At 70.5% G+C, this 24572-nt stretch carries 24 protein-coding genes; 8 read left to right on the forward strand and 16 right to left on the reverse strand.

Features of this window, described 5'->3' with window-relative positions; genetic code table 11:
* The first annotated feature begins 85 nt into the window (after positions 1 to 85).
* Positions 86 to 991, forward strand: a complete 906-nt coding sequence (locus ABD333_RS24270) for an alpha/beta fold hydrolase (protein WP_344544414.1) — start codon at positions 86 to 88, stop codon at positions 989 to 991.
* Here the strand turns inward: ABD333_RS24270 and ABD333_RS24275 are convergent.
* Genes ABD333_RS24275 through ABD333_RS24285 form a run of 3 tightly spaced genes read right to left on the reverse strand, consistent with a single transcriptional unit; the run spans position 988 to position 4767 of the window.
* A complete protein-coding gene (locus ABD333_RS24275; RefSeq protein ID WP_344544416.1) occupies positions 988 to 3687 on the reverse strand; it encodes an ATP-binding protein in 2700 nt (899 codons plus the stop codon). The genes ABD333_RS24270 and ABD333_RS24275 overlap by 4 nt on opposite strands.
* Positions 3688 to 3697: 10 nt before the next feature.
* Positions 3698 to 4285, reverse strand: coding sequence for a DsbA family oxidoreductase (locus tag ABD333_RS24280; RefSeq protein WP_344544418.1), 588 nt, complete (start codon positions 4283 to 4285; stop codon positions 3698 to 3700).
* On the reverse strand, positions 4282 to 4767 hold the full coding sequence (locus tag ABD333_RS24285) for a nuclear transport factor 2 family protein (protein ID WP_344544419.1): 486 nt from the start codon (positions 4765 to 4767) through the stop codon (positions 4282 to 4284). Before ABD333_RS24285 ends, ABD333_RS24280 begins: the two co-directional genes overlap by 4 nt.
* Positions 4768 to 5707: 940 nt before the next feature.
* Here ABD333_RS24285 and ABD333_RS47565 point away from each other — a divergent pair.
* On the forward strand, positions 5708 to 6496 hold the full coding sequence (locus tag ABD333_RS47565) for an NUDIX hydrolase (protein ID WP_410558049.1): 789 nt from the start codon (positions 5708 to 5710) through the stop codon (positions 6494 to 6496).
* Here ABD333_RS47565 and ABD333_RS24295 read toward each other — a convergent pair.
* Positions 6493 to 7284, reverse strand: coding sequence for a hypothetical protein (locus tag ABD333_RS24295; RefSeq protein WP_344544420.1), 792 nt, complete (start codon positions 7282 to 7284; stop codon positions 6493 to 6495). The genes ABD333_RS47565 and ABD333_RS24295 overlap by 4 nt on opposite strands.
* Before the next feature lie 210 nt (positions 7285 to 7494).
* The gene (locus ABD333_RS24300; RefSeq protein ID WP_344544421.1) at positions 7495 to 7680 is read right to left on the reverse strand and encodes a hypothetical protein; all 186 of its coding nucleotides are present in this window, start codon (positions 7678 to 7680) and stop codon (positions 7495 to 7497) included.
* A 546-nt stretch (positions 7681 to 8226) separates the two neighbouring features.
* Between ABD333_RS24300 and ABD333_RS24305 the strand changes: the two genes are divergently transcribed.
* Genes ABD333_RS24305 through ABD333_RS24315 form a run of 3 tightly spaced genes read left to right on the forward strand, consistent with a single transcriptional unit; the run spans position 8227 to position 9875 of the window.
* On the forward strand, positions 8227 to 9186 hold the full coding sequence (locus ABD333_RS24305) for a MinD/ParA family ATP-binding protein (RefSeq protein WP_344544423.1): 960 nt from the start codon (positions 8227 to 8229) through the stop codon (positions 9184 to 9186).
* A gap of 10 nt (positions 9187 to 9196) precedes the next feature.
* Entirely contained in the window at positions 9197 to 9643 is a 447-nt protein-coding gene (locus ABD333_RS24310; protein ID WP_344544425.1) for a MarR family winged helix-turn-helix transcriptional regulator, read from the forward strand.
* 49 nt (positions 9644 to 9692) lie between these two features.
* Entirely contained in the window at positions 9693 to 9875 is a 183-nt protein-coding gene (locus ABD333_RS24315; protein ID WP_344544426.1) for a hypothetical protein, read from the forward strand.
* Here the strand turns inward: ABD333_RS24315 and ABD333_RS24320 are convergent.
* A complete protein-coding gene (locus tag ABD333_RS24320) occupies positions 9872 to 10222 on the reverse strand; it encodes a DUF3140 domain-containing protein (protein ID WP_344544428.1) in 351 nt (116 codons plus the stop codon). The two genes, ABD333_RS24315 and ABD333_RS24320, sit on opposite strands and share 4 nt — an antisense overlap.
* Before the next feature lie 78 nt (positions 10223 to 10300).
* On the opposite strand from ABD333_RS24320, the gene ABD333_RS24325 reads away from it, so the two are divergent.
* The gene (locus ABD333_RS24325; RefSeq protein WP_344544430.1) at positions 10301 to 11764 is read left to right on the forward strand and encodes an aminotransferase class I/II-fold pyridoxal phosphate-dependent enzyme; all 1464 of its coding nucleotides are present in this window, start codon (positions 10301 to 10303) and stop codon (positions 11762 to 11764) included.
* Positions 11765 to 11828: 64 nt separating this feature from the next.
* Entirely contained in the window at positions 11829 to 12890 is a 1062-nt protein-coding gene (locus ABD333_RS24330; RefSeq protein WP_344544432.1) for a YihY/virulence factor BrkB family protein, read from the forward strand.
* Here ABD333_RS24330 and ABD333_RS24335 read toward each other — a convergent pair.
* From ABD333_RS24335 to ABD333_RS24345, 3 genes are all read right to left on the reverse strand, one after another.
* Complete coding sequence (locus ABD333_RS24335) at positions 12887 to 13702, reverse strand: polysaccharide deacetylase family protein (RefSeq protein ID WP_344544434.1); 816 nt, start codon at positions 13700 to 13702, stop codon at positions 12887 to 12889. The genes ABD333_RS24330 and ABD333_RS24335 overlap by 4 nt on opposite strands.
* 86 nt (positions 13703 to 13788) lie before the next feature.
* On the reverse strand, positions 13789 to 14808 hold the full coding sequence (locus tag ABD333_RS24340) for a nitronate monooxygenase (RefSeq protein WP_344544436.1): 1020 nt from the start codon (positions 14806 to 14808) through the stop codon (positions 13789 to 13791).
* A 5-nt stretch (positions 14809 to 14813) separates the two neighbouring features.
* Entirely contained in the window at positions 14814 to 15788 is a 975-nt protein-coding gene (locus ABD333_RS24345) for a helix-turn-helix transcriptional regulator (RefSeq protein ID WP_344544438.1), read from the reverse strand.
* Between the two features lie 73 nt (positions 15789 to 15861).
* Between ABD333_RS24345 and ABD333_RS24350 the strand changes: the two genes are divergently transcribed.
* A complete protein-coding gene (locus ABD333_RS24350) occupies positions 15862 to 16770 on the forward strand; it encodes an NAD(P)-dependent oxidoreductase (protein ID WP_344544439.1) in 909 nt (302 codons plus the stop codon).
* Between the two features lie 7 nt (positions 16771 to 16777).
* Here ABD333_RS24350 and ABD333_RS24355 read toward each other — a convergent pair whose 3' ends face one another.
* From ABD333_RS24355 to ABD333_RS24385, 7 genes are all read right to left on the reverse strand, one after another.
* Positions 16778 to 17413: a TetR/AcrR family transcriptional regulator gene (locus tag ABD333_RS24355; RefSeq protein ID WP_344544441.1), complete on the reverse strand. Its 636-nt coding sequence runs from the start codon at positions 17411 to 17413 to the stop codon at positions 16778 to 16780.
* Positions 17406 to 18506: an NAD(P)-dependent alcohol dehydrogenase gene (locus tag ABD333_RS24360; protein ID WP_344544443.1), complete on the reverse strand. Its 1101-nt coding sequence runs from the start codon at positions 18504 to 18506 to the stop codon at positions 17406 to 17408. The genes ABD333_RS24355 and ABD333_RS24360 overlap by 8 nt, the downstream gene beginning before the upstream one ends.
* 5 nt (positions 18507 to 18511) lie before the next feature.
* Positions 18512 to 19765, reverse strand: coding sequence for a cytochrome P450 (locus ABD333_RS24365; protein ID WP_344544445.1), 1254 nt, complete (start codon positions 19763 to 19765; stop codon positions 18512 to 18514).
* A 55-nt stretch (positions 19766 to 19820) separates the two neighbouring features.
* Positions 19821 to 21026 carry a L,D-transpeptidase gene (locus ABD333_RS24370; RefSeq protein ID WP_344544447.1) on the reverse strand — a complete coding sequence of 402 codons (1206 nt, stop codon included), beginning with the start codon at positions 21024 to 21026 and terminating at the stop codon, positions 19821 to 19823.
* A 124-nt stretch (positions 21027 to 21150) separates the two neighbouring features.
* Entirely contained in the window at positions 21151 to 21918 is a 768-nt protein-coding gene (locus ABD333_RS24375) for a crotonase/enoyl-CoA hydratase family protein (RefSeq protein WP_344544449.1), read from the reverse strand.
* Positions 21915 to 22775 carry a crotonase/enoyl-CoA hydratase family protein gene (locus tag ABD333_RS24380; RefSeq protein WP_344544451.1) on the reverse strand — a complete coding sequence of 287 codons (861 nt, stop codon included), beginning with the start codon at positions 22773 to 22775 and terminating at the stop codon, positions 21915 to 21917. The genes ABD333_RS24375 and ABD333_RS24380 overlap by 4 nt, the downstream gene beginning before the upstream one ends.
* Positions 22772 to 24541: an acyl-CoA dehydrogenase family protein gene (locus tag ABD333_RS24385; RefSeq protein ID WP_344544453.1), complete on the reverse strand. Its 1770-nt coding sequence runs from the start codon at positions 24539 to 24541 to the stop codon at positions 22772 to 22774. The genes ABD333_RS24380 and ABD333_RS24385 overlap by 4 nt, the downstream gene beginning before the upstream one ends.
* Between the last annotated feature and the right edge of the window lie 31 nt (positions 24542 to 24572).

Genomic DNA, 24572 nt, shown 5'->3' on the forward strand with positions numbered 1-24572 from the left:
CTACGGATGGCACCGGTGGCGGCATCGGCCATGCTCATGCCTGTCAGCAGGAACGGCCTGGTGAGAACCCGTGAAGGAGCTGCACATGGCTGCCGAGCGCATGATCGTCAATGGGGATGTCGAGCTGTGGACCGAGGAGTTCGGCGACCCTGCCCACCCGCCGGTGCTGCTGGTGATGGGGTCGATGTCGCAGGGCGTGCTCTGGCCCGACGCGTTCGTCGGGCGGCTGGCCGCCGCCGGGCGCCGGGTCATCCGGTACGACCACCGCGACACCGGCAGGTCGAGCGCGATCGACTTCGAGGCCGCCCCGTACGGCTGGATCGACATCAAGAACGACGCGCTGGCCGTGCTGGACGCGTACGGCATCGACAAGGCGCACTTCGTGGGGCACTCCGCGGGCGGGCTGATCAGCCAGTGGATCGCGGCTGAGCGGCCTGAGCGCGTCCTGTCGCTGACGGTCATCGGCTCCTCCCCGCTCGGCCGCGAGGAAGGCGCCAACCTCGTGCGGGCGCTGATGGGCGAGGAGCCGCTGCCGGGCGCGCTGCCCTACCCGACCCCGGCGTTCATCGAGCACTTCTCCAAGGCCATGGTGGACCCGCCCGGCCCGGACCGGCGGGCCCAGATCGACTTCGCGATCGAGACCGCGCGGGTGCTGCACGGCCCGGCGATCCCCTTCGACGAGGACGAGCAGCGGCGGCTGGAGGAGAAGGTCTTCGACCGGGACCGCGACCCCGCCACCGTCGGCAACCACCGGCTCGCCGCCATGGCCGCCCCCGGCTTCGAGCCGGTCGGCGTCCTGGACCGGATCACCGCGCCCACCCTGGTCATCGAGGGCACCGAGGAGCCCGTCAAGCCCGGCCACGGCGCGCTCATCGCCGAGGCGATCCCCGGCGCCGAGCTCCTGATGATCGAGGGCATGGGCCACACGTTGCCGGCCCAGGTCCACGCGGAACTGGCCGACGCCGTCCTGGCGCACACCCGAACGCGCTAGCTCGCGGAGAGTTCGAGGCGGGCGAGCTCTCCGCGCGAGGCCACTCCCAGCTTGGGATAGGCCTTGTAGAGGTGGTAGCCGACGGTCCGCGGGCTGAGGAACAGCTGGGCGCCGATCTCCCGGTTGCTGAGGCCCGCGGCCGCCAGCCGTACGACCTGCAGCTCCTGCGGGGTCAGCAGCGCGAGCACGTCCGGACGGTCGTCGGCGCCGTCGGCCAGGCTCTCCCCGGCCGCACGCAGCTCGGCGCGCGTCCGTTCCGACCACGGCTCCGCACCGAGCCGTTCGAAGATCTCCAAGGCGGCGCGCAAGTGGCCCCGCGCCTCGTTGCGGCGCCGCGACCGGCGCAGCCACTCACCGTAGAGGAGCTCGGTGCGGGCGTGCTCGAACGGCGGGCCGCCGCGCAGGTGCAGCCGGACGGCCTCCTCGAAGAGATCACCGGCCGTGTCATCGGGGGCGAGCAACGCCGCGCACCGCGCCGTGATCGCGCGGGCCCACGGGTGCCCGACCTGCTCGGCCCAGCCCTGGTGCCAGCGCGCGGCCTCGCGGGCCCGTTCCGGCCGGCCGAGGCGTACGGCCGCCTCGATGAGATCGGGAAGGGCTGCCGTCACGCCCGCGCGCCTCGTACCGGCCACGACACCGGCCAGGCGGTTGAAGGCCGCCTCGTGACGGCCCAGCGCCAGGTCGAGCAGGCTCAGCGCGGTCGCGGCGTGCACGTTGCTGGGCGGCAGCCCGCGCGCGAGGGCCTCGGCGGTCAGCTCCTCGCAGCGCTGCTCGTCGCCGCGCATGGCCGCCAGCTGCGCGAGCGTCGTGGCCTGGTAGATCCGGATGCGGTGCTGGCCGGTGTCCGCCGCGACGCGCATGCCCTCCGTCGCGGTCGTCAGCGCGTCGCGCGTGTGGCCGAGTATCAGCTGCAGCCGTGCCAGCGGCATCAGCACCAGCGAGAGCAGGCCGAGGGCGCCCTCGCTCCGGTAGCGCCGCTCAAGCTCGACCGCGGCGTCGAGACCGCCGTCGAGGTCGCCGATCATGAGATGCCACATCACGGTCCGGACGGCGTCGCGGGGGCCAGCGCATTCGTTCAGGCCGCCCATCAGCTCGCGCAGGGCGGTGATCCCGTCGGCGGTGTCCCCGGACCCGCCCGCGTTGAGCCCGGTGAACGCCCTGGCCAGGGCGCGGACAAGAGCGGCGTTCGGGGCGCCGAGCTCCTCCGCCCGCGTCGCGGTGCGGTCGAGGAGCTCGCGGTCGCCCGCGTTCGCGGCGGCCGAACCGGCCTGGAAGAACAGGTAGCCCGCGGTCCGCGGGTCGAGGCCGATCACCGACTCGGCGGTGTCGATCAGCAGCCGGTGGGCCTCCTTCATCCGGTCCTGCTCGTCGGCCAGCCCGGCCCGCAGCAGAACGAGGTCCGCCCGGCCGAGCGGGTCGGTCACGTCGGCCGTGGCGCGTTCGGCCAGCGACATCGCCCGTTCGGGCATCCCCGCGTCGGCGGCAGCGGCGGCCGCCACCGACAGGCGCCGCCCGCGTTCGGCGGGATCGGGCGAGAGCGCGGCGGCACGTTCGTACATGGCGGCCACGGAGGCATGGCCGCCTCCGGCACGATCGAGCTCGGCGGTCTCCTCCAGCACGGCCGCGGCCTTCTCGTCCGGCCCGGTCGTGGCGCTCGCCAGATGCCACGCGAAGTGGCACTGGTCGCCCGCCGCGCGGTAGGCCTCGGCGAGGGCGTTGTGCACGGTCAGGCGACGGCTGAGCGTCGCCTCCTCGTACACGGCGGTGCGGACGAGCGGATGGCGGAACTCCAGCCTGCCCTCGCCGGTGCGCACCAGCCGCTCGCGTTCGGCCGGTTCGAGATCGGCGACCGAGGCGCCGAGCCGCTCCGCCGCCGAGAGGATCATCGACAGATCACCCTGGTCGTCGCTCGCGGCGATCAGGAGCAGCAGCCGCGTGAGCTCGGGCAGCGCCGCGATCCGTTCGGCGAACGCCCGCTGCAACCTGGTGTAGGTGGTGGACGGCCGGCTGGACGTGGACTCGGTGGGCAGCTCCAGCAGCGCCAGCGGATTGCCCATCGCCGTGACGAGGACCTCACTGCGAACGTGCGCGGGCAGCTCGGCCGGACGGTCGGCGAGCAGCTCGGTGGCGGCCTGCTCGTCCAGCCCGCGCAGCCACAGCTCCGGCAGCCCCCGCGTGATGAGCTCGGGCGCGTCCGGATCACGCACCGCGAGCAACATCGCGATCGGCTCGGCCTCCAGCCGCCGCGCCACGAACAACAACACCTCGACGGTCGCGTCGTCGAGCCAGTGGGCGTCATCGATCAGGCACAGCAGTGGCCGTTCCTCGGCCAGATCCGAGAACAGCGTCAGCACCGCCAGGCCGACCAGGAACCGGTCGCCATGCCTGTCCCCGGCACCGAGGTTGAGAACGCCTCTGAGCGCCCGCGCCTGCGCCTCCGGGAGAGCGTCGATCCGGCCGAGATGCTTGCGCAGGAGAAGGTGAAGCCCCGCGTAGGGCATCGCGCTCTCGTGCTCGACGCCCGTTCCACGCAACACCCGCATATCGGTGGCCGCGTCCTCCGCGACCCTCAGCAGAGCCGACTTGCCGATCCCGGCCTCGCCCCGTACGACCAGGACGCCGCTACGGCCGCCACGAGCGTGTTGAAGAAGGCGCTCGACCTCCGCCTGCTCCTGGTCACGCCCATACAGCCGCATATTGGCAACCCTACTCAGCCGACGCGAACGCGAGCGCCGCGGTGAGCTCCTCCTCCGACTGCGCACCGGACAGCTCACGCCCGTTGATCAGGAACACGGGAACGCCCCGCACGCCCATTCCCCGGACCCGGGCGAGCTCGGCCCTCAGCTCCTCGGCACCCTCATCGCTCCACGTCACCCCGACCTCCCCGGCCAAGGACCGCAATACGACCGGATCTGCGATGTTGAGCTCGTCCGTATGGTGCGCCCGGAACAGCCGCTCCACCATCTCCTCGCCCTTGCCCTGGGCACTCGCCACCCGGATGAGCCGATGCGCCTCGAAGGTGTTGGAGAAGATCGCCCGTTCGTGCCGGAACACCAGCCCCTCCTCCGCGGCCTTGGCGGTGATCCCGGCGATGGCGTCCGGCGTCGCGTCCCCGAACGACCGGCGCAGCACGTCCACCTTGAGTTCGCCTTCCGCCGTGGCCTCCGGCGCGAGCTGGAAGGGCAGGAACCCGACCTCCAGCTCGCCTCCCACCCGTGCCGCGACCCGCTGGAACCGATGGAACGCGAAGTACGACCAGACACACGGCAGATCCAGAATGATCTCGACCTTCATGACCCGGCCACCTCGAAGACCGGCGGCCGCCCGGACAACCAGACGGGCCGGACGTCCAGCCGCCGGAACTTCCACCCCTGCCGCGTACGGACGACCTCAGCCTGGAAGATCCCGCCGACATCGAAGTGACCCCCGAGCGGCTCTCCCCGGCTCGCCTGCGTCTCGTCGAGATGCAGATGGATCATCAGCGCGTTCCACCGCACCGAAGCCCGGTCTCCGTCCAGATCCACGATGTGGTTGGCGGCGAAGTGCTGCGTCCGCTGAAACCGTTCCAGTGCCACCCGCGTGGCGTCCGCGATCCCATCCAACCGGTCCGTGTTCCCCACCGGCGTCCAGGTCGCGATGTCCGCGGTATGGAAACGCGCCGCCCACTCCTCATCGATCACAGCCTCGTCCAGGCTGAGCATGTACCGATCGACCAGCTCGATGATCTCAACCCGGTCCACGAACGCGTCAAACCGCGTCCCTGCAGTGACAGTCAAGGTTCCGTCCTCCTTCAACGCCGGCCTTCCCGACACGAAGGACGCTACGAAGACCCCAACCTGTCCCGCATCCGTCACCTGACTGGTCCCCCGGACCAAACCCCCCAGCGAGCAGAAGATGCAGGAGCGGCCAGGACGTGATGCCGAGCGCGGTCACCGCAGCGAGGCCAAGATCCAGCTTCCATGGCAATGGTCGCCGCGTACAGGCGTTCGGCTCGGACCGTCAGGCCAGCGCGTTCACCGAACATTGCCAGCATCCATGCGATGACCGTGGCCGCGACGAGGAGGTACGGTCACCAATGCGGTTGTGTGATGTGCAGGACTGTCCCACCGAGTGCCAGCGTGGACGCGAGGTAGAGCGGGGCAAGCTCCGGCCGATACCGCCACAGCGCTCGGACTGTCAAGGCGGCGGCGACATCGGGGAGTTGATCATCGTTGTTGATGACGATCATAGGTTGGAGGCCGTAGCGCCGCATCTTGCGGGCGTGATGCCGCATCTGTCGCGCCCTCGTCATGCACTGCCTGCCCCGTGCGGCGGGAGTTTCCCCTGAGCACGGAGTTTGTCACGCAGGTAGTAGAGAGGATCGGCCTCCGCATCTCGTTGAGCGCTGAAGGTGACGCGAACAGCGGCAACGAGGTTGGCGTAACGGCGACGGGCATTGCTGGCTTCGGCGTGAAGGCGCCTGATCTCAGACGTGAGAGCACGTGTATCGGAGAGCGCAGCGTTGACGCGGAGCCACAGATCAGCAGGCCTGGGCATGGCCTCAGCCAGAGCGGCGACGGATCACCCAGGACCGCACCGCTACGCAGTGGCTTCACGCCTCGGCGTCGATGAGACCTGCCTCTGGCACGAGGCACTCAGCAAGGAACAAGTCACCTCAGCCTCTGACAGCGAACTCATCAGCGTTTACCCGCACCGCTGGGCCGTCCCCAGGGACGCATGGGGACGTCTGTTCAAGGAGCCGAATCCGAGATCGGCATCCAGCTCTACAGTGGTGTGGTCCTGGCCGAAGATTCCGGCGCCAAGCGCATCCTCGCCGACAAAGCCGAAGCAGACGTCCGCGTCCGCATTCCCCTCGGCGATCCCAATTCCACCCAGGTCGTCGAACGCGGTGACGACGAGGGCATCGGCGACACCATGGCCAGCAAGATCCGCTACGTCACGGCGCTCTACAAAGACCTACGCGCCCTGGCCAACGTAGAGGTCCCCCCACAGCACAGTCCACTACAACCGATCTACTTCGCCGGCGACCAGCTCTACGTCAACACCCACGTCTACGGCGTCCCCGCATCTGACGCCCCGTTCTGGCACCTCCGCCGGCTCCCCGGCGTAGCCATCGACCTAGGCGGGTCCGTAGCTCAAGCAGTAGTACTCGATACCAAAGAAGAAACCGGCATCGACGTAGAGATCACCGGCCTGGTCGGAATCTACAGCGTCCCCCAAAGCCCCACCCCCTCAGGCGTGCGCACATCATTCGGCTACAACCAGCGCATTGAGGATGCGCCTGCCGATCCTCCGCCGGAACCTGCCTCGTCGGCTACTCGCGGCGGTGGGAGACACGCGGCCCATACTCCCGTCCTCCAGCCTCGCAAGGAGCAGGACGGCGACATGGCCAGCGCCTACCTCGAAAGCTTCGAACGTGTGGTTCAACGCAGCACGACTTCCAGAGAATTAGTTTCCCGATTCGCCGCGAGCCTTCATATTAAAGACTGGAAGTCAGTTACTTAGATGCCAGAATCGGCAATGTAGAGCGGATATGCCAAGATGTCGTTGAGGCGCACTTCTCGACCGTCAATTGTGGTCGCCTGCTCATTTGTCATAACGGCAATCCGATATACAGCTTCGATCATTCGACTCCTCCCGGGCCGGCCACCGACCGAAACGAGCTTGTCAATGGGGTGGGCTGGGTTATCCCGCCCAAAGACGTCTTCGCCGTACCTTCCTGACGGCAAGCGCGTATTGTAGCCAGCAGTCTCCAGCATGCACCTAAGCGCGGAGATACCTGAAATGCAGAAGAGGTTCTCAGGGTTAGAAATATGCTCCTCTATGAGGAACAAATAGGTGCCCACCCAATCCCAGGCCCACGCCCCGTCGGGTTCAGAATCAATGAAACCAACCCGACCGAGTGGTTCAAACACCCAGACCGTCAACCCTTCCATTCCAGGAGCAATTCGGGCTTCCTCTCCGAGAGGCAGGAATACGGGGGTTCCTTCGATGCCGACTTCATGAATATATGTCGGCACCCCTCTGGGCAACTCGCGAGTTCGTTCAGGACGATATATCTTCAGTTGGCCATTATCGCGCAAACCGTCGACTATTTCATTCAGCACGCGCGGATCCGTCACGGATTTTGGAATGACCCTCTTCACTGACTTCCGCCGCCCGGACCCAAGTCCAGTGATCCCCCCGTTGAGTTCAGTTTCCACCGTTGTTTCAACGTCCACATCCAGGCCAAGTTGACGGGCAAGTTGCTCGGCCATCCTGGAGCTCACCACACGATAAGACTTGAGGGTCATGGCAAAGATCCTCCGTGCGAGGGGCCGCGTCACTGGCTTTGACTACCGGTTGTACCGCGAGGTTCCGACATACGATCATGCCACCCCGCATCGGAGCTTGGTGACCCTTTCATTCACTCTCGCCCGGCCCGCCTGCAGACGGGCCGAGTTCCTCCGGCCACGAGGGTCCGACCGTCAACGGGTCAGCGGGCCCCATCGTGCCAACCTCCTTCAGGTTTGTTCCACAGTAGAGATGATCTTCTTCGCCTTGCGGCTATCGATGCCGTGCGTCTTCGAGAGTGCACGCTGGAGAGAGCAGCGTCCCGGACCGTTCAGGCTAGCGATGTAGTTGGCGAGGGCGGCCTGCTCCGTGACGTGCTCGACTCCGATGCGTTCGCGGTCGAACGCCGCCCACACGGATGCTCCCGGTCCAGATTGCTCCCTTGTTTGTGCTGATGATGCGGTGTTTAGGACCAGAACCAGGACGAGTTCGAAGGAGCCGATGAGGGCGAGCGCTAGCCGCCAGGTGTCGTAGCTGCGGGGCGCGGTCAAGTGGTGACGTACCGGGATCCGTCGATGCGGGTGGCTTCGGCTAGTTGGGCTGCGTTGCTGTGAGCTTCGTGTGGTCGGTGGCGGTCTGGATTCCTATAAGTGGGCCTCCCTCGTGCTGGAGGAGGGGAGTCAGTCCGGCGAGCCAATGCTTGTCAATCTAGGTCGATGTGGATCGACTCCGCCGGATGGGCTTCTGGGCTCCGCTCGTGGGTTTTGCAGTGAGCGGCTCCTGGGTCGACTCGGGCGGACCTTGGCGGACGCGGTTCAAAGGCGCATCCGTTTAACAATCTTTGGGTAACGGTACGGAGCGCACACAGGTGAGTACTCTGTGTGGCCGGGCTGTGGGAGGGCTTTGTGACGCAATTCGGGCGGTCGGTGTCTGGGTCCGCGGATGCCACGGTTCCGCTTTCCTTGCCGAGCGTTGAGGAAGCCAAGGGGGAGGCCGCGCCCGGGGTTGGGGACGCGCTCACGCCGGATCGGTTGTTGCCCGGGCGGCGGGCCGTGCCCGAGCAGGGGTGGCGGCGGACGGTCCACCGGCTCTCCGGGGGGCTGGTGCACCCGAGGGAGTCGGCCGCGGAGGGGCGGCGGCGGGAGCTCCTCGCCCGGGTGCGGACGCCGGTCGCCAGCGGACATCATCGGGTGGCCGTGCTGAGCCTCAAGGGGGGTGTCGGCAAGACCACCACGGCGGTCGGCCTGGGGTCGGCGCTCGCGGTGGTGCGCGGCGACCGGGTCATCGCCGTCGACGCCAATCCCGACCACGGCACGCTGGCGGAGAAGGTGCGGCCGGAGACGGCCGCGTCGGTGCGGGACCTGCTCGCGATGGCGCACAGGACGCCGCGTTACGCCGACGTGCGGGCGTGCACCTCGCAGTCGGTCAGCAGCCGGCTGGAGGTCCTCGCGTCGGCGCGCGATCCGGAGGTGTCCGAGGCGTTCGCCGACGAGGACTACCGGGCCGTGGTGCGGCTGCTGGAGAACCACTACTCGATCTGCATCACCGACTGCGGCACCGGTCTGCTGCACTCGGCCATGGGCGCGGTGCTGGAGCTGACCGATCAGATCGTTCTGGTCACGATCCCGTCGGTCGCCGCGGCGCGGTCGGCGAGCGCGACGCTGGACTGGCTGGAGGCCCACGGACGCGGCCGGCTCGCCCGTTCGGCGACCGTCGCGTTGTGCAGCATCCGGCCCGGCGGCACGCAGATCGACGTGCACGCGTTGCGGTCCCACTTCGAACGGCGGTGCCGGGCGGTGGTGGCCGTGCCGTTCGACGCCCATCTGGCCGAGGACGCGGAGATCGATCTCGACCTGATGGGCGCGGGTACGCGGGAGGCGTTCCTGAGGCTGGCCGCCACCGTGGGCGACGGGTTCGAATAGGCTCGCGGGCGTGGACGAAGGACTGGACGTCGAGTCCGGCATCCGCGCGCTGCTGCTGCTCATGCCCCGGGTGGTCGGGCGGGCGAAGAAGCTCGGCGTGCCCAAAGAGCTGGCGTCGTTCTCGCTCGCGCCCCGGCACCTGTCGCTGCTGGCCTACCTGCTGTTCGACGGCGCCATGACGGTGAACGAGCTGGCGGCGCGGCTGGAGGTCACCCCGGCGACGGTCAGCCTGATGGTCGGCGAGCTGAGCCGCCAGGGCATCCTCGACCGGCGGACGGACGAGGACGACCGGCGGCGGGCGATCGTGAGCATCGCCCCGGCCCACGAGGCGGCCATCAAGCAGTGGCTCGGGCAGGGCGCCGAGGCCTGGCGCCGTGCCCTCGACCCCCTGACGCCCGAGCAGCGGAGGCTGTTCGTCGACACGCTCCTCGCCTACGAGCGGGCGCTGGACGGTTGAGGGCGCCGGACCGTTGATTGGCCGGGGCCTGCGTGGGCAGGACGGGCTCATGGGAAAGAAGGATGAGTCCAAGCCCCTGGCCGACCGCCGCGCCGAAGTGGAGGAGCCGGAGCCCGATTTCGCCGACGAGCACGCGCCGGGCCCGACCGATCCGCCCAACGCCGCGGCCGACGCACCCGGTGGCGAGGACGACGGCTACAGCCCGCAGACCGAGATCCCCAAAGGCCCCTAGGGCTCGGGGACGCCGGGCTTGAGCGGGTCGTGGCCGACGGTCATCAGCGCGTGGCGCCAGCCGTCGTCCTGAACGTCGCTCGGCGACTGGTTCTTCAGCCTGTCCTCGACGAAGTCCACGACCTCCCGCATGGCGCCGACGTCGGCGTCGGTGAGATCGACCTTGCGTTTGCGGAGTATCTCGACCACCCGGGTGCCGAGCTCCGGGAGCTCCATGTCCGCGGGCAGGGCGTCCTCGCCCGAGGCTTCGGTGAGGAGCCAGGTCCGCAGTTCCTCCGAGGTCATATTGACGAGGCGGTGGAACTCCTCCCAGAGGAGCTCCGTCTCGCCGGGAATCCGTTCCTTCATGCCCGCCCCCTACCCGGGGTCCGCCGGGCCATTCGCGGCCCGGAGTTAACAAGCGGTCCAGACGGGAAAGTGCAGCTCATGGATCATTCGGAGGCTCCGGTACTGGACGCGCTCGCCGCCTACCGGCGTCGAGGCGACACCCCGTTCACCCCTCCGGGGCACAAGCAGGGACGAGGGGCCGATCCGCGGGTGCGCGAGGCGCTCGGTGACGCGGTCTTCACCCACGACGTGCTGGCCGTCTCCGGGCTGGACGACCGGCGCTCCACCCACAAGGTGCTGGAACGGGCGCAGGAGCTGATGGCCGACGCCGTGCACGCGGAGAAGACGTTCTTCTCGACCTGCGGCAGCTCCCTGTCGGTCAAGTCGGCCATGCTGTCGGTCGCGGGTCCCGGCGAGAAGCTGCTCATCGGCCGCGACGCGCACAAGTCGGTGATCTCGGGCCTGATCATCAGCGGGGTGCGGCCGATCTGGGTGGAGCCGAGCTGGGACGCCGAACGCCGGCTCGCGCACCCGCCGTCGCCCGAGTCTTTCGCGCGACGGTTCGAGCAGCACCCGGACGCGCGAGGCGCCCTGGTGACCAGCCCGACGCCGTACGGCACGTGCGCGAACCTCGCCGAGATCGCCGAGATCTGCCACCGGCACGGTAAACCGCTGATCGTTGACGAGGCGTGGGGCGCGCACCTGCCCTTCCATCCCGACCTGCCGTCCTGGGCGATGGACGCGGGTGCGGACGTCTGCGTGACCAGCGTCCACAAGATGGGCAGCGGCCTTGAGCAGGGCTCGGTCTTCCACCAGCAGGGGGAGCTCGTCGATCCGACCGTTCTGAAGGCCCGCGAGGACCTGCTTGGCACCACGAGCCCGTCGGTGCTGCTGTACGCAGGCCTGGACGGCTGGCGGCGGCAGATGGTCGAGCACGGTCACGACCTGCTGGACGCGGCGCTGCACCTGGCCGCGGACGTGCGCCAGGAGATCGAGCGCCTGCCGGGCCTGCACGTCGACCAGGACGAGTTCGTCGGCCCCGGAAAGGCCTTCGACCTCGATCCGTTGCAGGTCATCATCGATGTCTCCGAGCTCGGCGTCCTCGGCTACCGGGCGGCCGACTGGATCCACGAGCACCACCGCGTCAACCTGCACCTGTCCGACCATCGGCGCATCAGCGCCCAGCTGACGTACGCCGACGACAAGGACACGGCCGCCACGCTGCTGACCGCGCTGCGCGATCTGGTCGACCACGCCGCCGAGCTGCGCGGCGGGCCGGAGGTGAACGTCGCCGGGCCGGGCGACCTGCAGCTCGAACTGGTCGTCCTCCCCCGCGACGCGTTCTTCGGGCCGGCCGAGCAGGTGCCGGCGGACGAGGCGGTCGGCCGGGTCAGCGCCGAGATGCTGACGCCCTACCCGCCCGGCATCCCGGCGGTCCTGCCGGGAGAGCGCATCACCGCGCCCGTCCTGGACTACCTGCGCAGCGGCGTGGCCGCCGGAATGGTGGTGCCCGACGCCGCCGACCCCGAGCTGGGGAGCGTCCGCGCGTACATCGAGTCCTGACTCCCCGGCATCCCCGCGAGTTAAGCGGGTAAGGGGTCCGCCACGCGGAAAGGAGGCAGATCCGGTGAGCGAGAAGGCGACGTCCGGCAAGAAGGCGGCCACGGAGAAGACGACCGACGAGAAGACGACCGGCGGGAAGGCCGCCGAGCAGGGCACGCGGCAGGACAAAGCCCCTGAAGGACCGACGCACATCGGCCGTCGCGGCTGGTGGGGCGTCGCGAAGCGGACCGTGACGGAGTTCCAGAAGGACAACCTCGTCGACTGGGCCGCCGCACTGACCTACTACGGCATCCTCTCGGTGTTCCCCGCCCTCATCGTCGTCGTCTCGCTGGTCGGGATGTCCGGTGTCTCGGGCACGCAGACGCTCGTGGACAACGTCCGCCAGCTGGCACCCGGCCAGGCGCGCGACACCGCGATCAGCATCATCCAGAGCCTGGAGGGCACCGCGCCGACGGCCAGCGTCTTCGCCGCCATCGGCCTGGTGGTGGCGCTGTGGTCGGCGTCGAAGTACGTCGCCGCGTTCATCCGCGCGGTCAACGCGGTCTACGACATGCCGGAGGGGCGGCCGCTGTGGAAGCTGGCGCCGCTGCGGCTGGCGCTGACGCTCACCATGGTGGTGCTCCTCGGCGCCAGCGCGCTCGCGGTCACGTTCACGGGCCGGTTCGCCGAGTGGATGGGCGACGTGCTCGGGCTCGGCTCGACCTTCGTCACGGCCTGGGGCATCGTGAAGTGGCCGGTGATCCTGATGGTGGTGATGGTGGCCATCGCGACGCTCTACTGGGCCGCGCCGAACGTGCGGCAGCCCGGCTGGCGCTGGATCACGCCGGGCAGCGCGCTCGCGATCCTGGCGTGGCTCGCCGCCTCGGCCGCCTTCGCCCTGTACGTGGCGAACTTCGGCTCGTACAACAAGACCTACGGCGCGCTCGCGGCGGTCGTCATCTTCCTGGTGTGGATGTGGGTGTCGAACGTGGCGATCCTGCTGGGCGCCGAGCTCGACGCCGAGCTCGTGCGGGCCCGGCGCATCGAGCAGGGGGTGCCGGAGGACGCCGTCCCGTACGCCGAGCCGCGCGACACCCGCAAGATCGATGACATGGACGACCGCGAGGGCGGTCTCGGCCGGCCCTAACGGACGTCGAGGTAGTCCTCCAGCCGGGCCACCGCGAAGCCCTGCGCGCGGATCCGCTTGAGCAGGTTGGCGAACATCCGCGTCATGGTCGTGCCCTTGAGCTCGGTGGGCCCGCGGAAGTGGGCCAGGATGATGTCCCCCGGCCGCAGCCGCTTGTCGGGCTCGTCGTACTGCATGTCGTTGATCTGCATGGACTCGCGCCACATGACGATCGCGCGCACCCCGCACCGGACGGCCGCCACCTGCGTGCTGTCTCCGTACCGGCCGAACGGGGGCCGGAACAGCACGGGCCGCGCGCCGTACCGCGCGGCGAGGATCTTCTGCTGGCCACAGATCTCGGCCCGCTGCCCCGCCGGGCCGAGCAGGCTCATCACCGGATGGGTCATCGTGTGGTTCTGGACGTGGTTGCCGAGGTCGCGCAGCCGCGTGAAGTACGCGTAGTCGTCCTTGATCGAGTCGTTCGTCAGGAACATCGAGATCGGGACGCGCAGCTCGGCCAGCATCCGCACGAACGCCGGGTCCTTCTCCTTGCCGTCGTCGATCGTGATGAAGACGACCTTGTCGCGAGTCGGGACCCGCGTGATGACCGGCGCCTTGCCCCGGACGAGCTTGACCGGCCGGTCGGCCGCGGCGGGCGCGGGAGGGGCGGGCGGGAGGGGTTTGAGCCCCCAGCGCGCCCACGCGGCGGGGTCGTGGCTCGCGGCGGCGACCGTCGCCGGTGCGGTCGGCGGCCCGGCCGGCCCGACACCCGCGGTCGCGCTGCATCCGCTCACCGCCGCGAGCACCACCAGCAACCGTCCTGCGTACCGCATTCCGTCGGCCTCCCCCGATGCCCGCCCGTTCCCAGACGATCTCCACGCAGAAGGTATCGGTGGAGGGCGCCGGACGGGCGCGTGGGTCACGCCGTGGCGGCGGCCAGTTCGTCCAGCAGGCGGGCCGCGACCTCGGCGGCGGGCGCGTCGGCGGCGAGACGGAACGACTCCCCGGCCCACAGGTTGACGGTGCCGGCGTCCCCGCGCGCCGCCGCGGCCTTGCGCAACGGCGCGGTCAGGTAGTGAACGTCCGGGTACGCGACGGGCGCGAACGACGAGTGCTCGATCATGAACCGGTTGACCAGCCCCCGCGCCGACCGGCCGCTGAAGGCCCTGGTCATCGCGGTCTCGGTGAACCTCGGATCGGCCAGCGCGGCTTTGTGCACGCCGCCCGCGCCGCTCTCCGGGCAACGCAGGAACGCGGTGCCGAGCTGCGCCGCGTCCGCCCCGAGCGCGAGGACCTCGGCGACGTGCGCGCCCGTCGCCAGCCCGCCCGCGGCCAGCAGCGGCCGGTCGGTCGCCGCCCGGACGGCCGGCAGCAGCTCCCGCAGCGGCGTGCCCGCGGCGCCGGTGAACGTGCCGCTGTGCCCGCCGGCCTCCCTCCCCTGGACGTAGAGCGCGCCGGCGCCCGCCGCCGTGGCGGTCACGGCCTCGGCCACCGAGGTCACCGTGACGACGGTGACCGTGCCCTTCTCGTGGAAGGCCGCCAGGACGCCCGGCTCCGGGCAGCCGAAGGTGAACCCGACGATCGCGGGCGGGTCGGCCACCAGGTCGGCGATCTTGGCCTCCCAGTCGTCGGAACGGTCGCCGGGCGCGCCGAGCTCGACGCCGAGACGTTCGGCCTCGGGACCGAGCCGCTCCCGGTACGCCGCGACCGCCGCCTCGTCGACACGATCGTGCGAGGGCATGAAGAGGTTCATCCCGAACGGCCGGGACGTGGCCCGGCGGGTCTCCTCGATCTCCTCGCGCATCCGAGCCGCCGGCTTGTAGCCGGCGGCCAGGAAGCCGGTCACGCCCGCCTCGGACACGGCCGCCACCAGCGCGGGAGTCGATCCGCCGCCCGCCATCGGCGCCTGCACGACCGGGCTGGCAAGCACGTCAGACATCTCGATCACACGTCCAGTCTCCCTGACGGACCCGCCGCCTCCCGGAACCGGTCCGACAGGACGCGCAGATGGTCGGCGAGCGCGGCGGGCTCGACCACGCTGAACCCGAAGCCGAGACTCCCGAGGAACGAGGCGAGGTCGTGGATATCGTCGGCGCCGGTCACGAAGAGGCAGGAGGTCTCGTCGATCGCCTCCAGCATCCCCGCCTCGGGAGGCAGCCGCTCCATGGCGGCCGCGAGCGGGACGTGCAGCCTGATGCGCGCCTGGTGGCTCCTGGCCCTGGAGCTCACGCCCCGCATCACGTACGCGGCGGCGTCGCCCTCGGGCGGCTCGCGCGGCGCGAACCGCGGCCCGTTCGGCGTACGCAGCCGCATCCGGTCCACCCGGAACGTCCGCCAGTCCTCCCGGTCGGTGTCCCAGGCCGCCAGGTACCACCGCCGGCCGGTGTAGACGAGCCGGTGCGGCTCGGCCGCGCGGGTGGTAGGCGCGTCCCGCTGGCTCAGGTAGTCGAAACGCAGGGTCTCGTGGTCGCGTACCGCCGCGGCGATGCCGGTGAGGGTCGCCGCGTCCACGCCGGGACCGCGCCTCGCCACCGACACCGTGGCCGCCTGCAGCGAGGTCACCCGCCGCCGCAACCGGGACGGCAGCATGTTCTCCAGCTTGGCGAGGGCACGGACCGAGGTCTCCTCCATTCCCTCGACCGTCCCCGCCGCGCTCGTGCTCAACGCGACGGCGACCGCGACCGCCTCCTCGTCGTCGAGCAGCAGCGGCGGCAGCTGAGCGCCCGCCCCGAGCCGGTAGCCGCCCGCGGTCCCGGTCGTGGAGTGCACCTGGTAGCCGAGGATGCGCAGCCGCTCCATGTCGTTGCGCACGGTGCGGGTCGTCACCGCCAGCCGTTCGGCGAGCTCGGCACCCGACCATTCCCGCCGGGCCTGAAGCAGGGCGAGCAGTTTGAGCAGCCGTACGGACGTCTCCAGCATCCGTCCATCTTGGCGCCGATCACAACCGGAAGAGTTCCCTGACGCACTGCGCGACGATCTGCAAGATGGGGCTATGCGAATCCTGCTGCACTACGACATGGAGCACAGCGAGCCTGGCATGGACGTGGTGAGCTGTCCCGAGGAGGACGACGCGCGGCTGCGTGGGCTCCTGCCGGACACCGAGGTCATCTGGCACGTGCTGCGGCCGCTGAGCGCCGCCGACATGGATCGTGCCCCGAAGCTGAAGCTCGTCCAGAAGCTCGGGACCGGCGTCAACACCATCGACCTGGACGCCGCCGCCGAGCGCGGGATCGCCGTGGCGAACATGCCCGGCCAGAACGCGCGGGCCGTCGCCGAGGCCGCTCTTTTGCTGATGCTGGCGACGCTGCGGCGGGCCGTCACGTTCGACCGCCTCACCCGGGAAGGCCGGGGGTGGCCCGCGGTCCCCGGGCTGGTCGGCGGGGAGATCGCGGGCAGGACGGTCGGGCTGCTCGGCGGCGGCGAGATCGCCCGGCTGCTGCGGGGCATGCTGGAGGCCATGGGCGCGCAGGTCCTCTTCACCTCGCGGACGCCCCGGCCGGACGACCCCGCCTGGCGCGAGCTGGACGACTTGCTGCGGGTCAGCGACATCGTCTCGGTGCACATCCCGTTGAGCGGCGAGACGCACCATCTGCTGGACGAGCGCAGGCTCGCACTCCTGCCGCCCGGGGCCGTCGTCGTCAACACCGCGCGCGGGGCGGTGATCGACGAGGCCGCGCTGGTCGAGGCGCTGACCTCCGGCCGGCTCGGCGGCGCCGGGCTCGACGTCTTCGAACGGGAGCCGGTCACGGCGGCGAACCCGCTGCTCGCCCTGGACAACGTCGTCGTCATGCCGCACGTGGCCTGGCTGACGGCCGAGACGTGGCGGCGTTACTTCACCGTGGCGGCCGAGAACGTCCGCCGCCTGGCCGCCGGCGAGGAGCTCCTCCACCGGGTGCGCTGAAGGCCGCTCACCGCGCGATCGCGTTGCCGAGGGACGACAGGACGAAATCGACGGCGGCGGCCGCGTGGCGGGCGGGCTCGGCGGCGATGCGGGGGCGCGCGCGGCCGGGGGTGAGCACGATCCCGCTGAGCACCCGGCCCATGATCGCGTCGATGACCAGGTCGGGCGGGGTTCCCGCGGGCAGCTCGCCGCGTTCGACGGCGGCGCGGACCACCTCGCGCGCCGCGTCGAAGCGGGCCCGGGCGATGTTCATCACCGTCTCGTCGAACAGCGGCGGGTAGAGCGAGGCCTCGATCAGGACGCGCGGCAGCACCAGCGCCTTGGGGCCGACGAACATGTCCACGACCTGCTCGGCCATCAGCGTGAGGCACCCGTGCAGGTCGGCGGGGTCGGCCCAGTCGGGCGGCGGCTCGGCTAGGAGCTCCAGCGCGGCGGCGAGGAGGTGCTCCTTGTCGGGCCAGCGGCGGTAGAGCGCGGCCTTGCCGACCCGGGACCGGCGGGCGACGGCCTCGAAGCTGAAGCCCGCCCAGCCGAGCTCCCCGTACACCTGCAGCGCCGCCCGCAGCGCCCGCTGGTCGATCCCGGGGTCCGGCGGGCGACCTTTGCGGGCGGCGGGGCTCGCGGGGCTCGCGGACTCAGCCACCGGGCAGCAGCACCGGCTTGACGACCTTCCCGGACAGCCAGTCGGCCTCGGCCTGGTTGATCTGGTCGAGCGGGTAGGTGGTGATGAGCTCGTCGAACGGGAACCGGCCCTGCCGCCAGAGCTCCACGAGCCTCGGAATGAACAGCTGCGGAACGGCGTCGCCCTCGATGATGCCCTTGACCGTCCGTCCCATCAGGAGCAGCGACGGGTCGAACCGGTACTCCTCGCTGCCGACGCCGACCAGGCCGCAGACGCCGGTCGTGCGCAGGCAGGCGACGGCGGCCGACACGATCGACGGCACGGCGGTCGTGTCGAAGGAGTACTGGACGCCCTCGCCTCCGGAGATCGCCCGGATGCGCCCGGCGAGGTCGTCGTCCGCCCCGTTCAGCGTGTGCGTGGCGCCGAGCTCGCGCGCCAGGTCGAGCCGCGACTCGTGCAGGTCGACCGCGACGATGGTGGTGGCGCCCGCGACGCGGGCGGCCATGACCCCGGCGAGGCCGACCGCGCCCACGCCGAAGACGGCGATGCTGTCGCCCGCCCGCACGCCGAGCGAGATCAGCACGGACCCGGCGCCGGTCTGCATGCCGCAGCCGAGCGGGCCGAGCCGTTCCAGCGGCACGTCCGGGTCGACCGTCACCGTGTTGCGGACGGTGGCGAGCGCGTGGGAGGCGAACGACGACTGCCCGAACCAGCGGGTCCCGACCGCCGCTCCCCGCACGTCATGCGCGCGCGGCACGCCGTCCAGCGGCAGCGAGAACATGTTGAGCTCGGCCATCTTCACGCAATTACCCGGACGGGCGGCGCGGCAGTTGGTGCAGGCACCGCAGGAGTCAAGCGACAGCACGACGTGCGCGCCCACCACCACGTCGGTCACGCCCGGGCCGACCGCCTCGACGACCCCCGCGCCCTCATGACCGAGCACGACCGGCTTGCCGACCAGATCGCCAGGGACGCGGCCGAGCAGATCGGTGTGGCACATCCCGGTGCCGGCGATCCGGACCAGGACCTCGCCCGGACCCGGGTCGGCGAGCTCGACCGGCTCGACGGCGAACGGGGCGTCGGCGGCGCGCAGCACCGCGGCGTCGATGCGCATCTCGGTCAGCCCTTCAGGGAGTAGCGGACGGGCAGGCGCTTGAGGCCGCCGACGAAGGTGGTGGCCGTGCTCTCGGGCTTCCCGGCGAGCTCGATGGAGTCGAGCCGCGGCAGCAGCTCCTCGAAGAAGGCGCGGACCTCCATCCGGGCCAGCGCGGCGCCCAGGCAGTAGTGCACGCCGAAGCCGAACGCCAGGTGCTTGTTCGGGTCGCGGCCGACGTCGAAGCCGAACGGGTCGTCGAAGACCTCCTCGTCCCGGTTGGCCGACGGGTACGACAGCAACACCGACTCGCCCTCGCGGATCGTCACGCCGCGCAGGTCGAAGTCCTCGGTCGCGGTGCGCATGAACTCCTTGACCGGCGTGACCCACCGGATCATCTCGTCCACGGCGTACGGCATCAGTGCCGGGTCGGCGCGCAGCCGGCCCCGCTGGTCCGGGTGCTCGATGAGCGCGTGCAGGCCGCCGGAGATCGTGGAGCTCGTCGTGTCGTGCCCGGCGGTGGCGATGATGACGTAGTACGAGACGGTGTCGAAGTCGCTCAGCGGCCGGCCGTCGACCTGTGCGTTCGCGATCGCCGAGGCCAGGTCGTCGGTGGGTTCGGCACGGCGGGCCTCGGTGAGCTCCTGGAAGTAGGCGATGAAGTCCAGGAGCACGTTCAGCTGCTCCTCGGGGGTCGTGCCGCGCCGCATGTCGGAGTCATCGCCGCCGAACAGCTCTTGGGTGAGCTTGAGCATCCGGTCGAAGTCCGACTCGGGCAGGCCGAGCAGCGACAGGATCACGTACAGCGGGTAGTGCACGGCGATGTCCTGGACGAAGTCGCAGGCGCCCCCGCTTTCCACCATCCGGTCGACGTACCGCCTGGCCAGTTCCTTGACCCGGTCCTGCAACGCGCGCATCGCCTTGGGCCGGAACCAGTCCGCGCCGATCGCCCGGACCACGCGGTGGTCCGGGTCGTCCATGTGGACGAGGGTGCGCAGCGCGACGCCCTGCTCGGCGCGCTGCCGGTTCATGGCGTCGTACTCGGCGGTGCCGAGGATCGCGCGCGGCGCGTTCCGGAAGATCGTGTGGTTGCGCTCGATCTCCATGACGTCGGCGTGCCTGGTGATCGCCCAGAACGGGTTGTACCCCGGCGGGTCCGCGACCCGGTGCACCGGCGCCTCCCGCCGCAGCAACGCCAGGGCGTCGTGGAGGCGACCCTCGTCGGCGTACACGCGCGGGTCGGCGAGCGCTCGGCCCGCCTCGTCCACGGTCAGGCTCATCGGCGTCCCCTTTTCCGGACGGATTCCGTCTGAAAGGACGCTAGTAAGCAATGTCTTACCGGTCAAGGGCGCTGCCGGACCGCCACTGGTTCCAGCTCAGCTGCCAGTAGCTCCAGCCGTTCGTCCACGGCAACCGGCGGGCGGTGCCGACGACGTCCACCACGTCACCGCGCTGCGCGAGCCCGAAGAACCACTGCGCCCCGCTGGGCGTCGTCCGCACGCACCCGTGGCTCTGGTTGGAGACCCCGAGGTACTGGTAGCCGCCGTTGCTCTGGTGCACGTACTCGCCCGACGCGCTGATCCGCACCGCCCAGTTGACGTTCACGTCCCAGCCGTTGTCCTTGTCCTTCGGATCGATCCCGGACCCCTCGGACGTCATGCGCTCCACGCGCTTCTTGTCCATGACGAGATGCACGCCGCTGGCGGTGAGGAAGATGTCCTCGCCGTTCACGACCCGCCCGCCGCTCCCCGTGCTGACCGGCAGCGTGCGGACCACCCGGCCGTCACGCCGGACCGTCATGCGATGGGTACGGGCGTTGACCGTGCTGATCTGCGCCGCCCCGATGGCGAACCGCCGCGTCACGTCGGCGACGCCGTAGACGCCCTTCGCCGCCGCGACACCCGTCAGCCGCGCGGTGAAACGGACCTTCTGGTGCGCGGGCCAGTACTTCTTGGTGCGGTAGATGACCCGCGTCGAACTCACCCAGCGCCACGCACCCGGCACCGGCTTCTGCGCCTCGACCTCCAGCACCCGCTCGACGGCCGCACGATCCGACACCGGCCGGTTGAACGTGACGATGATCGGCGAGCCCACACCGACCCTCTCACTCCGATCGCTCATCGGGGTGATGTCGGCGATCCCAAACGTCCCGGCAGGCTTGAGCGTACGGAAACGGCTGGTCACGGTGGTCGTCTTGCCGCCGCTTCCGGTCGCCTTGGCGGTCACCTCGTACGCGGCGTCCGGCTTGAGCCCGCGGCCGGCCCGCCACCGGGTGCGATCCGCCGTGAACGCGCCCGCGACGACCAGCCCGCCACCGGTCCGGACGGTCACCTCGGCGAGCGTGCCGCCGTCCGCCGTGACGGCGACGCGGCTGTCCGGACGCACCCGCGAACTTCCGTCACCGGGCATGACGGCGACCGAGGGGCCGCCGCCCCCGCCCGCGACGGCGGTTCCCCGGCCGGACCCGGAGTCTCCACCCCCGCAGGCCGCCACGGTGGTCACAGTGAGCAGAACCGCGAGCGCGGCCGACCTGATCTTCAAGACGTCTCCAGGGGCTGATCGGCAAAAGGGGGCACTATGTATTGCCCGATCGCCCGGATTGGTTTCACTCCAGAGAGTGACCAGTGACCCCTGGCGTTCTGATCACGGCCGCTGTCACCCGGCGTCAGAGGTCGGTGAAGGTGCCGTGGCGGCCGGCGCCGGAGGTGAAGCGGGCCGCGCCCTCGATGGCCTCCTTCAGGGCGCTGGTGCCGTGGTCCAGCTCGTTCGCCAGCGCCTCGTCCTCGGTCAGGCCCGCTTGCTCCAAGGCTGACAGGCGGTCTCCTCGCATGCAGATCTGGGGGAAGCGGGCGATGTCGGCGGCCAGTTCCTCGGCTGCCTCGCGGGCCTTGCCGGGGGGTACGAGGCGGTTGGCCAGGCCGATGTCGTAGGCCTCCTGGGCGGTGACGGGGCGGCCGGTGAGGATCAGGTCCATGGCGCGGCTCTCGCCGATCAGGCGGGGCAGGCGTACGGTGCCGCCGTCGATCAGAGGCACGCCCCAGCGGCGGCAGAACACGCCGAACGTCGCGTCCTCCTCGGCGACCCGGAGGTCGCACCAGAGGGCGAGTTCCAGGCCGCCCGCCACGGCGTGGCCGGATACGGCGGCGATGACCGGCTTGGAGAGTCTCATCCGGGTCGGGCCCATCGGGCCGTCGGCGGGGAGGGGTCTCACCGGGTTGCCGCGGCCGGCGGCGATGCCCTTGAGGTCGGCTCCGGCGCAGAACGTGCCGCCCTCGCCCCAGAGCACGGCCACGGAGGCGTCGTCGTCGGCGTCGAACGCGCGGAAGGCGGCGGCCAGTTCGGCGGCCGTGGGGCCGTCGACCGCGTTGCGGACCTCGGGGCGCGACAGGATGACGGTGGTGACGGGGCCTTGGCGTTCTGTGCGTACGGTCATCTGAGCTCCTCCGCGTCGGGGACGGGACCGCCGCCCTCGGGGATCCAGCGGCCCGAGTCGCGCCACTTGACGGCCTCGTGGAAGCCGTGCGTGGCGGCGAACTCCTGGAACCAGCGCCCCTCGGGCGAGTGCCTGGTGATGCCGTCGAAGAGCGTCGCCAGGATCTGCGTGCCGTGCAGGCCCATGTTGTCGTACGCCTGGTTGATCATCAGCTTCTGCATGGCGAGCTGGTTGATCGGCACCCCGGCGATGCGGTCGGCCAGTGCCTCGACGCGTTCGTCCAGGTCGGCGGCCGGTGCGGACTCCAGAATCAGGCCCCACTCGGCGGCTTGCCGACCGTCGATCGTGTCGCCGGTCAGCAACATCCGCTTGGCGCGTTCGGCGCCGAGGCGGTAGACCCACATCGCCGTCGTGGGGCAGCCCCAGACTCGTGACGGCGGGTAGCCGATCTTCGCGTCGTCGGCCATGACCACCAGGTCGCACGACAGCGCGATGTCGCTGCCGCCCGCGATCGCGTAACCGTGCACCTTCGCGATCGTGGGCTTGAGCGAACGCCACAGGCTGAAGTAGTCGTCGGTGAAGCCCTTCATCGCCCGGTAGTCCTTGATCGGGTCCCAGGCCGGGTCGCGCTGTGTGCCGGCTCCGTCCTCGGCGGACTGCTTGAGGTCGTATCCCGAGCAGAAGGCCCGCCCGGCGCCCTGGAGCACGATCACGTGCACCTCGGGGTCATCGTTCGCCCGCCGCACCGCCGCCGTGAGCTCTCCGGGCATCCGGAAGTCGATCGCGTTCAGCCGGTCGGGCCGGTTGAGCGTGAGGTAGGCCTTGCGGTCCCTCTTCTCGAAGAGCACCACGCTCACGGCGTTTCCTTCCGGGTGAACGCGCCCGCCACGAGCTCCTCGAACCGGTCGAGGTCCTCGGCGGGGGCGTCGATGTCACGCAGCGGGCCACGGTCGGCGAGATGGCGCCGCGCGTACAGCCGGGCGACCAGCGCCTTGCGGTCACCGTCTTGCTCCCACCCTGCCTGCTCCAGCAGCAGCGCCGCCGCGTACACGTCCGCCATGTACTGGGCGAGCGGGAAGAGCCTCGCCTCGGCCGTGGTGGCGTCGAGGTCCTGCCACCGCTTCACGGCCTGGCGCAGATGCCCGATGCGCTCGTTCACCAGGGCGACGGTGGCGTCGTCGCCGCCCGCGTGCTCGACCGCCTGCTCCAGCCGTTCGAAGAACGGTTCGTGCGCCCGCTCGCGCACCATCGCCCGTCGGACGTCGAGGCAGAGGATGTTGTCCCCGCCCTCCCAGATCGGGTTGACCTGGGCGTCGCGCAGGATCCGCGCGACCGGCCACTGCTCGATGTAGCCGTTGCCGCCGTGGATCTCGATGGCGTCGCTCGCGGCCGTCACGCCGAGCCGCGCCGCCCGCAGCTTGATGAGGGGCGCCGCGATCCGCAGCCGCGGCCTGCCCAGATATCCGTCGAAGACCATCGCCTGCGCGGCCTCGGTCGCCACGATCAGCTCGGCCAGCTTGCGGCGCATCAGGGGCTGCTCATAGAGCGGCGCCCCGAACGCCTCGCGGGCACGCGCGTAACACAGCGCCTCGACGAGCGATCGCCGTGCGCATCCCAAGCCCATCATCGAGATGCCCAGCCGCGCGCCGTTCGTCAGCTCCATCATCCGGGCGAGGCCCTTGCCGTCGCCGGTCTGCCCTTCGCCGGTGGTGCTCGCGCCGGGTGCCAGCAGGAACGCCTCGGCGTCGGTGAACTCGATCTCCCCCGAGGCCACCGAACGGGTACCGAGCTTGTCCTTGAGCCGCCGGATCCGGATGCCGTTGCGCGAGCCGTCACGCCGTTCGCGCAGTACCAGGAACGGCGCGATCCCCCGCACCCCGTCCTCGGCGCCCTCCGGCTTGGCCAGCACCACGAACGCCGAGCCGTTGGCGTTGGAGGCGAACCACTTGAAGCCGTTCAGCCGCCAGGCGTCGCCGTCCCGCGTCGCGGTCGACTCCAGCGCGCCCAGGTCGGAGCCGCCCGAGCGTTCCGTGAGCAACTGCGCGGCCTCGCCGGAGAACATCCCGGCCGAGAACAACTCCCGCACGCGCGCCTTCACGTCCTCCGGCGCGAAGAGCTCGGTCAGCCCCACCACCATGTCCCCGCCCGTCCCCAGGGCGCAGGCCATGCCGATGTCGGCCTGGTCGAGCAGGTAGCTCCACGCGACCGCCATCGGCGCCGCGTCGACCCCGGCCGCCCGCGCCTCGGCGAAGAACTCCGGCCGTGTGAAGCCCGTCGCCACCAGTTCCGTCCGCGCGGCCTCGAACGAGCGAGGCATCACGACCTCGCTGATGTCGCGTCCCCACCGGTCGTACTTCTCCAGCCGCGGCGGGTCGCGGTCGGTCTCCTCCGCCCAACCGGCGACGCGCCCGCCCATCAGCTCGCCGAGGGCCTCCAGCCGGGGCTCGGCCCAGGCCAGTCCCTCGGCTCCGAGGTGCCGCCGCATCAGGAACCGCAGCGTCGGATCGCACGTGTACCAGTTGAGGCCGACCGCCCCCTGATAGCGCTCTGTCGCGTACCGGCGAGCCTTCTCGGGTCCGCCGAACGCAAGCCGGTCCACCGGCTCGATCAGATATGAGGCCATGCCCGGACATTACACTTTCGAGGTACGCGAC

Origin of the sequence: Actinomadura fulvescens (assembly GCF_039533225.1) — a bacterium.
Taxonomy (GTDB): domain Bacteria; phylum Actinomycetota; class Actinomycetes; order Streptosporangiales; family Streptosporangiaceae; genus Spirillospora; species Spirillospora fulvescens.

Coding starts and splice junctions, on each gene's coding strand:
- ABD333_RS24270 (WP_344544414.1), top strand. CDS start 86: ATGGCTGCCGAGCGCATGATCGTCAATGGGGATGTCGAGCTGTGGACC.
- ABD333_RS24275 (WP_344544416.1), bottom strand. CDS start 3,687: ATGCGGCTGTATGGGCGTGACCAGGAGCAGGCGGAGGTCGAGCGCCTT.
- ABD333_RS24280 (WP_344544418.1), bottom strand. CDS start 4,285: ATGAAGGTCGAGATCATTCTGGATCTGCCGTGTGTCTGGTCGTACTTC.
- ABD333_RS47565 (WP_410558049.1), top strand. CDS start 5,708: ATGGGGACGTCTGTTCAAGGAGCCGAATCCGAGATCGGCATCCAGCTC.
- ABD333_RS24295 (WP_344544420.1), bottom strand. CDS start 7,284: ATGACCCTCAAGTCTTATCGTGTGGTGAGCTCCAGGATGGCCGAGCAA.
- ABD333_RS24315 (WP_344544426.1), top strand. CDS start 9,693: ATGGGAAAGAAGGATGAGTCCAAGCCCCTGGCCGACCGCCGCGCCGAA.
- ABD333_RS24320 (WP_344544428.1), bottom strand. CDS start 10,222: ATGAAGGAACGGATTCCCGGCGAGACGGAGCTCCTCTGGGAGGAGTTC.
- ABD333_RS24325 (WP_344544430.1), top strand. CDS start 10,301: ATGGATCATTCGGAGGCTCCGGTACTGGACGCGCTCGCCGCCTACCGG.
- ABD333_RS24335 (WP_344544434.1), bottom strand. CDS start 13,702: ATGCGGTACGCAGGACGGTTGCTGGTGGTGCTCGCGGCGGTGAGCGGA.
- ABD333_RS24340 (WP_344544436.1), bottom strand. CDS start 14,808: ATGTCTGACGTGCTTGCCAGCCCGGTCGTGCAGGCGCCGATGGCGGGC.
- ABD333_RS24345 (WP_344544438.1), bottom strand. CDS start 15,788: ATGCTGGAGACGTCCGTACGGCTGCTCAAACTGCTCGCCCTGCTTCAG.
- ABD333_RS24350 (WP_344544439.1), top strand. CDS start 15,862: ATGCGAATCCTGCTGCACTACGACATGGAGCACAGCGAGCCTGGCATG.
- ABD333_RS24360 (WP_344544443.1), bottom strand. CDS start 18,506: ATGCGCATCGACGCCGCGGTGCTGCGCGCCGCCGACGCCCCGTTCGCC.
- ABD333_RS24365 (WP_344544445.1), bottom strand. CDS start 19,765: ATGAGCCTGACCGTGGACGAGGCGGGCCGAGCGCTCGCCGACCCGCGC.
- ABD333_RS24375 (WP_344544449.1), bottom strand. CDS start 21,918: ATGACCGTACGCACAGAACGCCAAGGCCCCGTCACCACCGTCATCCTG.
- ABD333_RS24385 (WP_344544453.1), bottom strand. CDS start 24,541: ATGGCCTCATATCTGATCGAGCCGGTGGACCGGCTTGCGTTCGGCGGA.